Origin of the sequence: Desulfofundulus sp. TPOSR, assembly GCF_011393055.1 — a bacterium.
Lineage (GTDB): Bacteria > Bacillota > Desulfotomaculia > Desulfotomaculales > Desulfovirgulaceae > Desulfofundulus > Desulfofundulus kuznetsovii.
In genome coordinates this window covers 1,195,377-1,209,688 of record NZ_JAAOEF010000001.1, presented here as the reverse complement: position 1 = coordinate 1,209,688, position 14,312 = coordinate 1,195,377, and the positions used below count along the sequence as shown (strand labels likewise).

The following is a 14,312-nucleotide window of genomic DNA, read 5'->3' as shown; positions in this document are numbered from 1 at the left end:
GGCTCACCGGAGCGAGCGAGAGCCAAAACAGGCTGGGTTGGAAAGTGGGGATAACTCAGGTTTAAGGCGATGTTTTAACAAGGAGGCAGCTACCGTGGCAACAAACAGCCAGCCAAGAGGCTCCGTGGTGGTTGTGGGTGCCGGCATCAGCGGGATGCAGTCGGCCCTGGACCTGGCCGAGGCGGGGTTTAAAGTCTACGTGGTGGAGCGGGGCCCCGCCATTGCCGGCCACATGTCCATGCTGGATAAAACCTTCCCCACCAACGATTGCTCCATGTGCATCCTTTCCCCCAAAGTGGCCGACCTGGGAGGCCATCACAATATCGAAGTGCTCACCCTGGCCGAGGTTACCGGAGTGAGCGGCGAGCCGGGCGACTTTACCGTTACCGTCCACAAACACCCCCGCTTTGTGGATTTAACCCGCTGTGTCAGCTGCGGCCGCTGCGAGCAGGTCTGCCCCCAGGAAGCGGCCGACGACTTCAACCAGGGCCTGGGTGTGCGCAAGGCCATCTACAAACCCTATGCCCAGGCTTTTCCCAACGCCTATGTGGTGGATCCCGGCGCCTGCCTGCAGTGCGGCGCATGCGTGGAGAAATGCGCCCGCAAGGCCATTGATCACAATATGCGCGGGGAAGAATTGCAGATCCGGGCGGGGGCGGTGATCCTTTCCCCCGGCTTTGAGCTGTTCGATGCGGCTGTCCGGCCGGAGCTCGGTTACGGGCGCTTCCCCAACGTGGTTACCAGCCTGCAGTTTGAGCGGATCTTGAGCGCTTCGGGGCCATATGAAGGCCATCTGGTGCGGCCTTCCGACGGCAAAGAGCCCCGGCGCATCGCCTGGCTGCAGTGCGTGGGCTCCCGGGAGCCCCGTTCCGGGATCGATTACTGCTCGGCGGTGTGCTGCATGTACGCGACCAAGGAGGCCATCGTCGCCAAGGAACACACACCCGGGCTGGAAACAACCATCTTTTACATGGATATGCGGGCCTACGGCAAGGGCTTTGAACAGTATTACCGGCGGGCAAAAGACGAGCTGGGTGTACGCTACGTCCGCTGTGTAGTATCCGAAGTGAAGGAAATACCCGGCACCAGGAACCTGCTGCTGCGCTACCGCACCCCGGAAGGCATTTTCCGGGAGGAAGAGTTCGACATGGTGGTGCTGTCGGTGGGCATGCGCCCCGCCCGGGGAGCCCGGGAACTGGCCGCCGCGCTGGGGGTGGAGCTGAACCGGTTCGGTTTTTGCCGGAACGATCCGTTTAACCCGGTGGCTACCTCCAGGCCGGGGATCTTTGCCGACGGCGCCTTTGCCGGCCCCAAGGACATCCCCGAGACGGTGACCGAGGCCAGCGCCGCGGCGGGCTGCGTCTCCCGGTTGTTGAGCGCCGCCCGGGGCAGCGAAACCCGGGTCAAGGAGTACCCCCCGGAAAGGCCGGTACATAAAGAGCCGCCCCGGGTGGGAGTGTTTGTCTGCCACTGCGGCATCAACATCGGCAGCGTGGTACGGGTGCCCGAGGTGGTGGAGTACGCCAAACGCCTGCCGTGGGTGGTGCACGCCCAGGAGTTTCTCTTTGCCTGCGCCCAGGACAGCCTGGAGAAGATCCGCAGGACCATTGTCAACCGCAAGCTCAACCGGGTGGTGGTGGCGTCGTGCACGCCGCGGACCCACGCGCCGCTGTTCCAGAACGTTTTGAGGGAAGCGGGGCTGAACCCCTACCTGTATGAACACGTGAACATCCGGGAGCACTCCTCCTGGGTGCACCGGGACCAGCCGGAAGAAGCCACGGAAAAGGCCAAGGACCTGGTGCGCATGGCTGTAGCAAAGGTGCGCCTGCTCACCCCCATCACCCAGACCTATACCGAGATCAACAAGGGTGCCCTGGTGGTGGGCGGGGGAGTGGCGGGCATGACGGCGGCCCTCTCCCTGGCGGAACAGGGCTTTCAAGTGAGCTTGGTGGAAAAGGAACGTGAGCTGGGCGGGAACGCCAGGTACCTCTACTACACCCTGCGGGGTTCGGACCCCCGGCAGTACTTGAACGAACTCATTGATAAAGTGCTCAACCACCCGTTGATCCAGGTGTTTACCGGGAGCCAGGTGGTGGAAGCCGGGGGTTACCCGGGGAACTACCACAGCCGCATCAAAACGCCGGAAAAGGAACTGGAAATAAGCCACGGGGCGGTGGTTCTGGCCACTGGGGCCAGGGAAGCCCGGCCGCGGGAATACCTTTTAGGGCAGCATCCCCGGGTGATGACCCAGCGGGACCTGGAGGAACGCATCCACCGGGGGGGAGTGCAGGGCCTCAACACGGTGGTCATGATCCAGTGCGTGGGATCGCGGGACGAGGAGCGGCCCTACTGCAGCCGGGTATGCTGCAGCCATGCCATTAAGAACGCCCTGAAGCTGAAGGAGCTGAACCCGCAAGCGAACATCTACATTCTCTACCGGGACATCCGGGTGTACGGGTTAAACGAGCAGTATTACACGCAGGCGCGGCAGAAGGGGATCATCTTCATCCGCTACGACCTGGGGAGAAAGCCGGAAGTGGAAGCGGCGGGCGAGGGTCTGGTGGTGAGGGCAGTGGACCACATTCTGGGGGTGGAACTGGCCATCGAGCCGGACGTGCTGGTCTTGAGTACGGGCGTGGTGCCCGGGGAGGACAACGGCAGGCTGAGCCAGCTGTTCAAGGTGCCTTTGAACAGCGACGGGTTCTTTTTGGAAGCGCACATGAAGCTGCGGCCGGTGGACTTTGCGGCGGAAGGGTTGTACCTGTGCGGCCTGGCCCACTCGCCCAAGCTGGTGGGGGAAAGCATCACCCAGGCCAATGCGGCGGCCATGCGGGCGGTGACGCTGCTGGCCAGGGACCGCCTGGCCAATGTGGCCATTACCGCCACGGTGGAGGAGGAACTCTGCGTGGGCTGCGGCATGTGCGTTAAGGTATGCGACTACCAGGCCCGGAGCATAGACCCCTTGCGGCGGGTGGCCGATGTAAACGAAGCCCTGTGCCAGGGGTGCGGGGCCTGCGTGGCCGCCTGTCCCAACGGCGCTTCCCAGCAAAAAGGTTACGAAAAGGGGCAGTTGCTGGCCATGGTCAGCGCGGCCCTGGAAGCGGTGTAGCAACGCACGAGAATTGGCCTTCCGAAGGCTGTTGGCCAAAAGACGGCGCACCAAGTCCGTGCCCCGTTAAGTATTCAAGTGAGGAGGTTTTCCCATGAGCGTGATGCTTTCGCAACCGCCGTTAGCGGACCCGGTTTCGCAGGAACGGCAGGAACCCGACCTGAAAGTGGTGGCTTCCTTCGAGCCCAAAATTGTCGGCCTGGTGTGTAACTGGTGCTCCTATGCGGGGGCGGACCTGGCCGGGACCTCCCGCATCCAGTACCCGCCCAACATCCGCCTGGTAAGGGTTATGTGCACCGGTTCGGTAGATCCCCTGTATATCCTGCGCCCCCTGATGGACGGGGCCGACGGCGTGCTGGTGGGCGGGTGACACCCGGGAGATTGCCACTATGGTAGTGGCAATTACAAAGCCCGGCGCCGCCTTGCGGCCTTAAGGGCCATCCTGAAACAGTTTGGCATCGGGGAAGAGCGGGTGTGGTTCCGTTTCATCAGTGCTTCCGAGGGCAAGCGGTTTGCCGAAACAGTCCAGGAAATGGTTAACGAGTTGAAAAAACTGGGGCCCAACCCCCTGCGCCGCCGCTGGGATATTTGAAGGGGTTAATGGGTCGCCTGCAAAAAGGTGATGGCTTATGAAAACGGCTTTGCTTAAAGTTGAATCCGGTTCCCCCCGGCAGGCCGCGGCAAACTTTTTCCAGGCCCTGCTGGACCGGCAGGTGGTGGATGCCCTGATCGTTCCCAGGGAAGTGCCTTCCCGGCGCATGGCGGTGCCCGCCCTGGCCGTATCCGGGGATGGGCTGTCCGGCGCGAACCCCTTTGCTCCCGTGGCCATTATCAATGCTGCCCGGGCCGTAAGCAGGCTGACTTCCCGGGATCCCGGGGTGAAAGTGGGGGCGGTTTTGCGTCCCTGTGAAATCCGGGCGCTGGTGGAAATGGCCAAATTCCAGCAGATCACCCTGGAGCAGGTGCTGATCATCGGTACGGACTGCCTGGGCACCTTTGAGCCGGCCGATTATTACCAGCTTACGGGGGCGGGCTTTGATACCGACGCCTGGCTGGCGCAGGCGGCCGGCTCCGGCAAGGCGGCCTTGAACGGGACGAAGATCAGAACGGCCTGTGCCATCTGCGAGGCCATATCTCCGTCAGGTGCCCATTTATCCCTGCACTGGGTGGGCTGTGATGTTCACCGGGAGCTCTACATTGCCTGCGACGATGAACGGGTTAACCTGGACGCTCTCTTTGACGGCGGCATTTTAGTGCCCGGGGAATTACCGGCGGCCAGGCAGTCCCTGGTGGAATCCCTGCAAAAAGAGCGCCGGGAGCTGGCGCAGGAAATGTGCCGGGATTTTGCTTCACGGGTTGCGGACGTCAACCGGCTGCTGGATGAACTGGCCCCCTGCCTGGGCTGCCATAACTGCCGGGAGGTTTGTCCCATCTGTGTCTGCCGGGAGTGTGTTTTTGACAGCAACCTGTTTGAACACGAGCCGTCCAGGTACCTGCACTGGGCGGCGGCCCGGGGTGCGCTGGAGCTGCCCACCGACACGCTGCTGTATCACCTGACGCGCATGCATCACATGGGCGTCAGCTGCGTGGGCTGCGGCCAGTGTGAGAGCGGATGTCCCAGCAAGATCCCCCTGACCCTTCTTTTCCGCACCATCGGGCAAAAGCTGCAGGACCTCTTCTCCTATGTGCCCGGTGCCAGCATGGATGAGCCGCCTCCCCTGACCACCTACAAGGAGCACGAGCTGGAGCCCCGGTAACGCCGGGCGGCGGTGATGTGAGTGATGCGAGGTGAGTTTTCATGGCTACGGCCACTCTCCACCTTCCGGCAGGGGCAGTAACAGTGGATGCGGCGTTCCGGGAAGAGGTGGCCCGCTTAAGCGGCCAGCCCCTGGAGCTCTGCTTCCAGTGCCAGAAATGCGCCTCCGGCTGTTACCCCACCCAGGAGGGTGACTATACGCCCAATGAAATTATGCGCCTGATTCAGTACGGGGCCCGGGACGCGGTGTTGAGGAGCAGGACCATCTGGCTTTGTACGTCCTGTGAAACCTGCGGCCTGCGCTGTCCCAACGGCATCCGCATTGCAGGGGTAATGGACACATTAAAACAAATGGCCGTTGAGCGTGGTATCACCCCTGCCGGTGAGACCGGCCCAATGTTTCATAATCTGTTTCTCAATGAAATCCGGGCTGCCGGCCGGGTGCACGAAACCATGTTGATGCTGAAGTACAAGTTAAAAACCGGCAACCTTTTTGCGGACATGAAGCTGGGCTGGCAGCTCTTCCGGCGGGGCAAGCTGCCCCTGGTGCCGCGGCTGAAAAAAGACCCGGCGGTGCGGCGGATTTTTGAACGGGCCGGCGGGCAGGAGTAAGCGGGGACAACGCCGTGCTCCTTATGACAACCAATACCTTTCCGGCTGAAATGTTTCCTGAAAGAAGAGGTGCATCATCATGCAATACAGCTATTATCCCGGCTGTTCCCTGGAGGCCACCGGGGTGGAATACAACCTTTCCACCCGGGCGGTGGCCGGGGCCCTGGGGCTGGAGCTGGTGGAGCTGCCCGGCTGGACCTGCTGCGGCTCCTCCTCCGCTCACGCGGTGAACAAAGACCTGGCCCTGGGTCTGGCGGCCCACAACATCGCCCTGGCCCAGGAGCAGGGGCGGGACCTGGTGGTGCCCTGCTCGGCCTGTTATACCCGGCTGTCCAAGGCCGACTACGAGATGAGGCATGACCCCGCAGAAAAGGCCCGGGCGGAAAAGCTGGCCGGCTTTTCTTACACGGGCAAGATCCAGATTTATTCCTTTCTGGAAATAGTGAAGGACCGGGTGGGCTGTGATGAGGTGGCCCGGGCCGTGCGCAAACCCCTGACCGGCCTGAAGGTGGCCTGCTACTACGGGTGCCTGCTGGTACGCCCTCCGGAAGTGCGCCCCTTTGATCGGGCCGAGGACCCCACCTCCCTGGATGAGCTGGCTGCCGCCCTGGGGGCGGAGCCGGTTCCCTGGTGTTATAAAACCTCCTGTTGCGGGGCCGGGCTTTCCCTGACCCGGCCGGAGGTGGTGGAGCAGCTGGTTGCCCGCCTTTTAGCTGCCGCCCGGGAAGCCGGGGCCGACGCACTGGTTACTGCCTGTCCGTTGTGCCAGAACAATCTGGAGATGCGCCGCGCGGCCCAAGAGGGCATCCCCGTGTTTTACTTTACCGAATTAATGGGCCTGGCTTTCGGGTTGGGGGAGGCACCCGGCTGGTTGAAGAAACACCTGGTCGATCCCTTCCCTTTGTTGCAGCGCTTTTCCCTGGTGGGGTAGCCCGGGCGGAGGTCTCTGGACAGCGGTCGCCCCGGTGTAGTATCTTATGGTCCAGGTAGAATTTACCTCTTGCCCTGGAACAAGTGTTCTGGCTAAAATGGGATCAGAACACTTGTTCAGGGCAGGAGGTTTTATTATGTCCCGGGCCATTTTGCTGGTTGACATGAACGCCTTTTTTGCCAGCGTCCATCAGGCCCTGGATCCGGGCCTGCGGGGCAAGCCCGTGATCGTTGCCGGGGATCCGGCCAGGCGCCACGGCATTGTCCTGGCCGCCAGCTACGAGGCCAGGGCCAAAGGGGTGAAGACCGGCCTAACGGTGGCCGAGGCCCGCCTGGCCTGCCCCGAAGGAATCTTCATCAAGCCGCAGCACGACCTCTACGTTCGCTTTTCCGCCCGTATCCTGCGCATCCTGCACGACTTCACCCCCCTGGTGGAGCCCTTTTCCATTGACGAGGCCTTTTTGGACGTTACCGGCTGTCACAAGCTCCTGGGTTCCCCGGTGGAAATTGCCCACCGGCTAAAGGCGCGTATCCGCCAGGAGGTGGGCATAACCTGCAGTGTGGGGATTGGCCCCAACAAGCTCCTGGCCAAAATGGCGGCGGAACTGCAAAAGCCCGACGGCCTCACCCAGCTCACTTTCGAGGATGTACCCCGGCGCCTGTGGCCCCTGCCGGTGCGGGAACTTTTCGGCGTGGGCCCCCGTTACGAGGAGCACCTGAGAAAGTTGAACATACATACCATTGGCGACCTGGCCAACTTTCCGGTGGACGTCCTTAAAAGGCGATTTGGGGCCTACGGAGAAGCCCTGTGGTTCTGCGCCCGGGGTATCGACCACAGCCCCGTGGATCCCGGCAGTTTAAAGCAGGTGAAGAGCATCGGGCAACAAATCACCCTTCCCCGGGATTACCGGGGCGAGGAGATCAAGGTGGTGCTGTGGGAACTGGCCGACCGGGTGGCCCGACGGGCCCGGGCGGGAGAATATGCCGGCAGAACGGTGGTGCTGTCCCTTAAAGACACCCGCTTTAACTGGCTGTCCCGCCGTAAAACCCTGCCTTTCCACACCAGCCTGGCCGGGGATATTTACCGGGCCGCGGCGGATTTGCTGGAACAGCACTGGTCCCCGCACTGGCCGGTGCGCCTGGTGGGGCTTGCCCTGGGCGGCTTAACGGCCCGCCTGCCGGAACAGCTGACCCTCTTCGGCGAAAGAGAAAGGCGGCAAAGGGCGGAACAGGCCTGCGATGCCATTAAGAAACGGTACGGGGAAAAGGCCATTTTCCGGGCCGTATCCCTCACCCCGGCGGGGGTATTCTATACAGAACCACCCCGTACCGCACCGTCTTTTCTTATGAAAGTGCCGGAAACAGGTCAGATGGGGGTGGGGATGGATGATGGAAGGCAATAAACTTTGGTGGAGCCGCCGGCTCATGCTGCCGGAAATGAGGGAAAAGGCCGTACATACCTGCAGTGACTGCCGTTTTCTGGTCAGGATACAGGGGCGGGAGGAAGTGCGCTGGGGCTGTGTGGCCGGGCTTCCCGGATACGGCTCCTTACGAAAAAGGGTCCCGGAAATGCTGCCTGCGTTGGATATTTTGAAAACAGCGGGGAAGGAAGGGCTCCGGAAGGTGCTGGAGGGCGGCAATCCGGAGAGGCCGGCGTGCGGTTTTTTTCTTGCAAGGTGAGTTGTTCCTAACCTCCTTCCTCCGGCTCGTTAACGATTACCAGTGCACCGTCATAATTGCCGTCTTCGTCGTAGATGTAGATCACCTCGGCGATAAGATTTCTGGAGGCGAGGAGCACCGGCTTGATGGAGGACGAGCCCATGTTCCGGTAGATGAACCCGGCCAGTTCCGGGTCCACCCCGTCGATGCTCATGCCCTGTTCAACGCTGCCCAGGTAGCACCGGGCCATCAGGTTGGCCTGCACCACCTTGTGGTTTCTGTCCACGTGAACAACGCCCAGGGGCAGTGATTCAATCAACTTGCTGAGGAAGTTGCGGCAGGTTTTTTCTTCCTTGCCTCCCGATCCCAGTACCGTGATGGCACCCAGCACCTTGCCTTTTTTTATCAGCGGGGAGTGGATGGCTTCCAGGAGCCGGTCGGACATTTTCAGGGTGAGGGTTCCGTATTTGTTTTTGCCGTCGCAGGTATCCCCGATGTGGCCCAGCAGTTCTTTTAAAGGCATATCCTTCAAGATGGTTTTTCTTCCCGAAAAAACTTCATGGGCGGCCATGTTGGCAAAAATGATCCGGCCGGCGTTGTTGGAAATGATCACGCCCTCGTTGATATAGTTGAAGATGGTGAAGTCAATGTTTTCAAAGTAAGATCGGGCGCTGTTTACCCGCCACAACTCCACCACCAGCTGGTAGAGGCAGCAGTAAAGGGCAAACAAAAGGAACATGATGGTGATGATACGGTAGGTGTCAAAGTTGTTCTCCTGCTGGAAAAAGTAAAGTTTCCAGGGGGGCTGTTCCAGCTGTACCGAGCTCACGTCGTACGGCATGTCCAGGTGGAACTTTTCTTCACGTCCGGTAAATTGATCCAGCTTTTCCGGTTCAAAGGGCCAGACCACCGGAAAATTGTTCTGGTCGAAAACTGCTACCTTGCAGATACTGCCCAGAAACTCCTGGATCATTTCTTGTTGGAAATCATTAATCCGGTAATCCAGGGCAAGCCATTCCCCGTCAAGATGTGTAACAACGGTAACGACCACCTGGCCTGTGCCGTTGTTATGCACTCCCAGGATAGATGTCCCCGTAAGCTGCAGAACCTGCCCGGCCATGACTTTCAGGTGAGGGTCGGGAGTACCATGAGTAATCCGGCCACTGGCGTTAATGATATAGGCGCCCGTAATACGGGAATCAAAAGCAAACAGTTTCCCTAACGCCCTGTTCCTGTCTTCCTGCCACCGGGCAAGTTGCCTGGCGGCGCCTTCGGTTGCCGCCCGCAGGTCATTAAAAAAGAGGTTGGTTTTATTTACGGCCACCTGGCGGATGCTGTCCTCGTACTGGGTCATGATGCCCTTTAAAAAACGGAACTCCATAATAAAGAGTGCCGTGATGACGCTTAAGAAAAAGAGAGCTATGAACATGAAGAGGACGCTGTTGGCTTCGAGGTATTTTTTCATACTCTCGCTCCTTAGACGGACCACCGCGATGATGGGGGGGATAAACCGTATCCTCCTAACGCACCAGGCCCCTTTTGGCGGCTACCGCCAGGGCCTCCTCCAGGGTTTTTACCCCTAACTTGGTGCAGATACCCCTGATCCGGCGGCGCAGGGTGGAAAGGCTGATGTACAGTTTGGCGGCCACTTCTTTCTGGCCTTCCCCCCTGGCAATGAGCTGCAGGATGCTGGTTTCCAGGTCGGAAAGACCGGGGGTAACGGGTTTTAACAGCAGTTCCGCCTGCAGTCCGGGGTAAAGGTACGTGCCGCCCTTGTAGACCATGTTGATAGCCGATTTAATTTCGTCAAAAAAGGCATACTTTGGTACAAAACCGTGAATCCCACGTTCCATGGCCTTACGGATAAAGGTAACATCGTCGTAGGTAGTTAAAGCCACAAATTTCACACGGGGGTATAATTCCGCTAAACGTGTACAGAGATCCAGCCCGTCCCCGTCCGGCAAGCCGATGTCCAGCAGAACAATATCCACGTCCTGGTTGATGTTTTGTAAAGCCTGGGCAAAGGAATCGGCTTCCGCCACCACATGCATGTTTTCTTCCATGTCCAGCAGCTTCTTCAAACCTTCCCGGAAAACATTATGATCTTCCACCAGCATGATTCCGACCTTCTTCATCTGCTACTTACCTCCCTTCACCAGGGGCACGGTCAGGGTAACGGCAAAACCGCCTTCCATGAAGCCGTAAACCAGGTCCCCGCCAAGCAGCCTGGCCCGTTCTTTCATTCCCCACAATCCTTTTCCCGGCACCGGCGTGGTTTCCTGCATTCCTCCGTTATCCAAAATCTCTATCTGCAGGTTGTCGTTTGTTTCGGTGAAATGGATGTCCACCTCTGTGGCCTGGGAATGCCTGGCTACGTTGGTTAAGGCTTCCTGGACAATGCGGTAAATGAGGATTTCCTTTTCCCTGGGCAGGTGCAGGGAGCGCTGGTGATAAAAAATGTAAACCTTTTTGTTATGCATGCGTTCAAAGTTGGCGCTGTAAGACTCCAGGGCGGGGATTAGACCTACCTTTTCAATGATGTAGGGGTGAATGTCGTTCATGATGCTTCTCATGTCCACGGCCGCATTTTGACACTGGGTGCGCAGCATGAGCAGGTTCTCCTGTACTTCCCCCGGCAGCCTTTCCCCGTTCACCCGCAGCACATAATCCAGGCCGTGGATGATGCTGGACAGGTACCTGCCGATCCAATCGTGAATTTCAATGGAGAGGCGCTTGCGCTCCCTTTCAATGGTATCCAGCAAAATATTGCCGTCCTCAGGTTCAGAAGTCCTCCGGGCTACCAGTACGGCCCCGGCTATTTTATGCAGGAAATGGATGGGGGTGCAGTCCACGCCCAGGGTAATCCTGGCATCTTTCCAGGTAAATACCAACCGGTAGTCCGTAATTCTTTCCTTTTGCCACAGGGCGTGGTAAAGGGGCTGTACGATATTTTGCAGGTGGGGGTACAGGAGCAGTATTTCCCCCAGGCTTTTTCCCATTACCGCCTCCCGGGACAGGTGGAAAAGGTTTTCCGCTGCCGGGTTGATATCCTGCACCCTTTCTTTCCGGTCGATGAAAATGACCGCCTTTGCAGCATCCCTTACCAGGGTGCCCAGGTATAAATGCCGGGCCAGCCACGGGCGGACGGTCATATATCCTCCCCCAAAGGCTCCCAGGGAGAGAAGGGAAAGGATCACCATCAGGAGCCCTTTTATATTCAACAATGCTACGGCGTGCTCCAGGGCGGTTTTATTTTCCTGCCGGCCGGCACCGGCCAGGGAATCAGCCCGGTAAACCAGCTGCCGGGTGAGGTCCCGGTACTGCCACAGCAACAGCTCGCGGTTGTCACGGTCATTAAATTTTTTGAGGGGGACTACTTCCCGTTCCACAAAGGACCGGTAGGTCCTGGTCAGGGTCATTAATTCCGCTATGTCCTGCTTGCGGGATTGTTCGGCCAGGTTATATAGTTCCAGCTCCTTCTTTTCCGTTTGGGCAATGTAATGGCGGAAATTGTTCAAGGCCTGTTCATCGCCATAAAGGATGTATTCCTGGACGCTGGTTGTGAGATGATAAATGTCCGCTGATATTTCACTGTATTTTAACTGGCGTTGAATTTCCCGCTCCAGCCTGTTAAGCTGCCGGGGTAATGTGTAACCTGTATAAAATAACAGCAGGGCTGGCAGGAGCACCAGAATTAATAAGGCCGCTCCCCGTAGCCAGGTCCTGTTTTTTTTCATTTTTTCACCTTCGTATCAGGTTCTTTATTTTCACGCCGGATTTAATGAATAAATACGGCACGGGTGGCATAAATCCTGCGGGGATCTTCTGGTTACGGCACAAGGTCCTAATTATTTCCATATTGTGCACCCAAGACCCAAAAATCGCCGTTGTGTGAACAAAAAAATTCACCTTAAAGAACGATATGCTTCATCTGTTTGCGCATAGCATCCAGTTTGCCCTGGAATTGTTGACTGTCAAAGGGTGCTCAATTAAGATAAGCTTAACTAATTGGAACTATAAGCTGGAGGTGGCAGGACAGGTGCGGTGGCGCCCGTGAGATGCGCAATAGCCGGGTGCGTTCCACCCTTGATGAGTCCTTGGCTGCGGCAGGGGAATCGATTATCAGTAGAAGACGTCCCATGGTCTCCCGCCGGGAAATCTCTGGAGGAAGTAAGGGCGGGGGTGATCTAAAAAGGTCATTTACTTAGCTAAAAAAGTTCATTCCTTAATGAAACGGTTGATTGAGTAAAAGCGGTTTAATATGCTTGTGTCAGGCGGGTGACAAAGTCGTACGCTCTATTGAGATAAGGGGGTGAGTCATTTTAGGGATAGTGAATACAAGTACAAAATCGAGAAAGGTCCATTTTTTAGTTTGTCCACTGTGAGAAACTAAACTATTAAAGGAAGGGTGAAAAAGGATGAGCTCAGAAGGAAATGCAGCTTACAAAGCCTATGAAGTGAAAAAGCCCTTGCTCAAGAATGAAGACTGGTGGGCGGTATGGCTGGGATTATTTATCTTTTTCCTGGGCCTGGGCCCAATTTTCGGGAACGACTGGCTGGGCTGGGCAGTCAAGTTCAGTGATTGGGTAGACTTGAGCAAAGCCTTTGGACCAGTATCCAAGGCTTATAAAGGGATGTCCGGCCTCACTTCGGGATTCTTAACCTATGTCTTCATGCTGGCCATTACTGCCATCGGGGCATGGATCATGGGCGCCAACGTAAAAAGGTACGTGGCCGGTTTTAGCATTATCTACTGGCTCACCTTTGCCTGCTTGCTGCTGGGTCACAACGCCTACATTTCCGCCACCCCCGACAAGCAGGCCAAGCTCGGCATCTCCTGGTCTTTGGGCCTGGGGGAAATGGGCTATGTTTTCGCCATGATTTTGGGCCTTATCATCGGGAACTTTTTCCTGGGTTTCGCCAAATTCCTGGAAGAAGCGGCCAAGCCCGAATGGTTCATTAAGACGGGTATTGTGATCCTGGGCGCTGCCATCGGCATCAAAACGGTAGGAGCCCTGGGACTGGCCAGCACGGTCATTTTCCGGGGGCTTTGCGCAGTGGTGGAAGCGTACTTGATTTACTGGCCGGTGGTTTACTTCATCGCCCGGAAGTATTTCCGCTTTACGCCGGAATGGGCGGCACCCCTGGCCTCGGGCATATCCATCTGCGGTGTTTCCGCGGCCATTGCCACCGGTGCGGCCATCCGTTCCCGCCCCATAGTGCCGGTTATTCTGGCGGCGGTAATCATCGTCTTTGTGGCCGTGGAGCTGCTCTTCCTGCCCTGGCTGGCGGCGGCAACCCTGGTCCACGAACCCATGGTGGCCGGTGCATGGATGGGCCTGGCGGTGAAGAGTGACGGCGGTGCCATCGCCAGCGGTGCCATCACCGACTCCCTCATCCGGGCCAAGGCTCTGAAGGACCTGGGCATCAAGTACGAAGAAGGCTGGATGCTCATGGCGACTACCACCACCAAACTCTTTATTGACATTTTCATTGGTGTGTGGGCCTTTATCCTGGCCTTGATCTGGTGCGTTTACGGGATTGGCAACCAGGGTTGTGATGTAGGTGAAACCCGGAAAGTAGCAGCCTCGGAGATCTGGGAGCGCTTCCCGAAATTCGTCATCGGTTTCGTGCTTACTTTCATTGTTATGCTGGTCTTCGGCTTGAACAACCCCGACATGCTCAAACAGGCTGAGGCTGGTGTGAACGAGGCTAACGCCTTTAGAACCATGTTCTTTGCCTTAACCTTCTTCTCCATCGGTCTGATTACCAACGTGCGCAAGCTCTGGGCTGCGGGCATGGGACGCATCGTAGCCGTGTATGCCGTGTGCCTGTTTGGCTTTATCCTTTGGGTGGGCTTGTTCATCTCCTGGCTGTTCTATCACGGTGTCAAGCCTCCGATTATCGGTTAGGCAATAGTTTAATAAGGCAAAGGAGGTCCGGCCATGGCGGAAGTAAAAATCGGTCAACAGGAACAACCGCAGCTGGATGCCCGGGAAGCCATGGAAGAGGAATATTTCGAGTTGCTTCCTGTCGAAAAAAAGCTTATTGGGTATTCCCTGGGTTTGGGTTTAATTCTGCTGGTAATATTTATCATTGCCTTTGGTGTGTTTAAATAACCAGCGTTATTCCGATAACTGAATGCTGTTTGTATATTTGGTGATGTTTTTAAAGGCCCCAATGGTATGGGGTCTTTTTTTGATGTCTTTTTTTTGATAAAATCTTGGCTTAGAAATTTGCTGGGGG

12 protein-coding genes are annotated in these 14,312 nt (G+C 57.6%); 9 read left to right on the top strand and 3 right to left on the bottom strand.

Translation table 11 applies throughout. The features are described 5' to 3' along the window. The first annotated feature begins 94 nt into the window (after positions 1-94). From G7K71_RS05960 to G7K71_RS05930, 7 genes are all read left to right on the top strand, one after another. Positions 95-3,109 (top strand): CoB--CoM heterodisulfide reductase iron-sulfur subunit A family protein, encoded by a 3,015-nt coding sequence (locus G7K71_RS05960; protein ID WP_166344215.1) that lies wholly within the window; start codon positions 95-97, stop codon positions 3,107-3,109. A gap of 94 nt (positions 3,110-3,203) precedes the next feature. Beyond that, positions 3,204-3,701, top strand: coding sequence for a hydrogenase iron-sulfur subunit (locus tag G7K71_RS05955; protein WP_013821346.1), 498 nt, complete (start codon positions 3,204-3,206; stop codon positions 3,699-3,701). A gap of 37 nt (positions 3,702-3,738) precedes the next feature. Next, positions 3,739-4,866, top strand: coding sequence for a 4Fe-4S dicluster domain-containing protein (locus G7K71_RS05950; RefSeq protein ID WP_166344213.1), 1,128 nt, complete (start codon positions 3,739-3,741; stop codon positions 4,864-4,866). A 41-nt stretch (positions 4,867-4,907) separates the two neighbouring features. Then, the gene (locus tag G7K71_RS05945) at positions 4,908-5,477 is read left to right on the top strand and encodes a 4Fe-4S dicluster domain-containing protein (RefSeq protein WP_166344211.1); all 570 of its coding nucleotides are present in this window, start codon (positions 4,908-4,910) and stop codon (positions 5,475-5,477) included. Between the two features lie 79 nt (positions 5,478-5,556). After that, entirely contained in the window at positions 5,557-6,408 is an 852-nt protein-coding gene (locus G7K71_RS05940; RefSeq protein WP_166344209.1) for a CoB--CoM heterodisulfide reductase iron-sulfur subunit B family protein, read from the top strand. Between the two features lie 136 nt (positions 6,409-6,544). Then, on the top strand, positions 6,545-7,810 hold the full coding sequence (gene dinB / locus G7K71_RS05935) for a DNA polymerase IV (protein WP_013821350.1): 1,266 nt from the start codon (positions 6,545-6,547) through the stop codon (positions 7,808-7,810). After that, positions 7,794-8,087 (top strand): hypothetical protein, encoded by a 294-nt coding sequence (locus G7K71_RS05930; protein WP_243174580.1) that lies wholly within the window; start codon positions 7,794-7,796, stop codon positions 8,085-8,087. The genes dinB and G7K71_RS05930 overlap by 17 nt, the downstream gene beginning before the upstream one ends. Positions 8,088-8,094: 7 nt before the next feature. Here G7K71_RS05930 and G7K71_RS05925 read toward each other — a convergent pair whose 3' ends face one another. The 3 genes from G7K71_RS05925 to G7K71_RS05915 are packed head-to-tail and all read right to left on the bottom strand — an operon-like array spanning position 8,095 to position 11,803. Then, positions 8,095-9,531: a PAS domain-containing protein gene (locus tag G7K71_RS05925; protein WP_166344207.1), complete on the bottom strand. Its 1,437-nt coding sequence runs from the start codon at positions 9,529-9,531 to the stop codon at positions 8,095-8,097. A 55-nt stretch (positions 9,532-9,586) separates the two neighbouring features. Continuing rightward, entirely contained in the window at positions 9,587-10,201 is a 615-nt protein-coding gene (locus G7K71_RS05920) for a response regulator transcription factor (RefSeq protein WP_166344205.1), read from the bottom strand. A gap of 3 nt (positions 10,202-10,204) precedes the next feature. After that, entirely contained in the window at positions 10,205-11,803 is a 1,599-nt protein-coding gene (locus G7K71_RS05915; protein WP_166344203.1) for a histidine kinase, read from the bottom strand. A gap of 681 nt (positions 11,804-12,484) precedes the next feature. Between G7K71_RS05915 and G7K71_RS05910 the strand changes: the two genes are divergently transcribed. Further along, positions 12,485-13,978, top strand: a complete 1,494-nt coding sequence (locus G7K71_RS05910) for a putative sulfate exporter family transporter (protein WP_166344201.1) — start codon at positions 12,485-12,487, stop codon at positions 13,976-13,978. A gap of 33 nt (positions 13,979-14,011) precedes the next feature. Then, a complete protein-coding gene (locus tag G7K71_RS05905; RefSeq protein ID WP_166344199.1) occupies positions 14,012-14,185 on the top strand; it encodes a hypothetical protein in 174 nt (57 codons plus the stop codon). Positions 14,186-14,312: the final 127 nt, after the last annotated feature.

What these genes read in the sequence shown, in the direction of transcription:
- G7K71_RS05945 (WP_166344211.1), top strand. Translation starts at nt 4,908, where the DNA reads ATGGCTACGGCCACTCTCCACCTTCCGGCAGGGGCAGTAACAGTGGAT.
- G7K71_RS05910 (WP_166344201.1), top strand. Translation starts at nt 12,485, where the DNA reads ATGAGCTCAGAAGGAAATGCAGCTTACAAAGCCTATGAAGTGAAAAAG.
- G7K71_RS05920 (WP_166344205.1), bottom strand. Translation starts at nt 10,201, where the DNA reads ATGAAGAAGGTCGGAATCATGCTGGTGGAAGATCATAATGTTTTCCGG.
- G7K71_RS05940 (WP_166344209.1), top strand. Translation starts at nt 5,557, where the DNA reads ATGCAATACAGCTATTATCCCGGCTGTTCCCTGGAGGCCACCGGGGTG.
- G7K71_RS05950 (WP_166344213.1), top strand. Translation starts at nt 3,739, where the DNA reads ATGAAAACGGCTTTGCTTAAAGTTGAATCCGGTTCCCCCCGGCAGGCC.
- G7K71_RS05930 (WP_243174580.1), top strand. Translation starts at nt 7,794, where the DNA reads ATGATGGAAGGCAATAAACTTTGGTGGAGCCGCCGGCTCATGCTGCCG.
- G7K71_RS05925 (WP_166344207.1), bottom strand. Translation starts at nt 9,531, where the DNA reads ATGAAAAAATACCTCGAAGCCAACAGCGTCCTCTTCATGTTCATAGCT.
- G7K71_RS05915 (WP_166344203.1), bottom strand. Translation starts at nt 11,803, where the DNA reads ATGAAAAAAAACAGGACCTGGCTACGGGGAGCGGCCTTATTAATTCTG.
- G7K71_RS05905 (WP_166344199.1), top strand. Translation starts at nt 14,012, where the DNA reads ATGGCGGAAGTAAAAATCGGTCAACAGGAACAACCGCAGCTGGATGCC.
- dinB (WP_013821350.1), top strand. Translation starts at nt 6,545, where the DNA reads ATGTCCCGGGCCATTTTGCTGGTTGACATGAACGCCTTTTTTGCCAGC.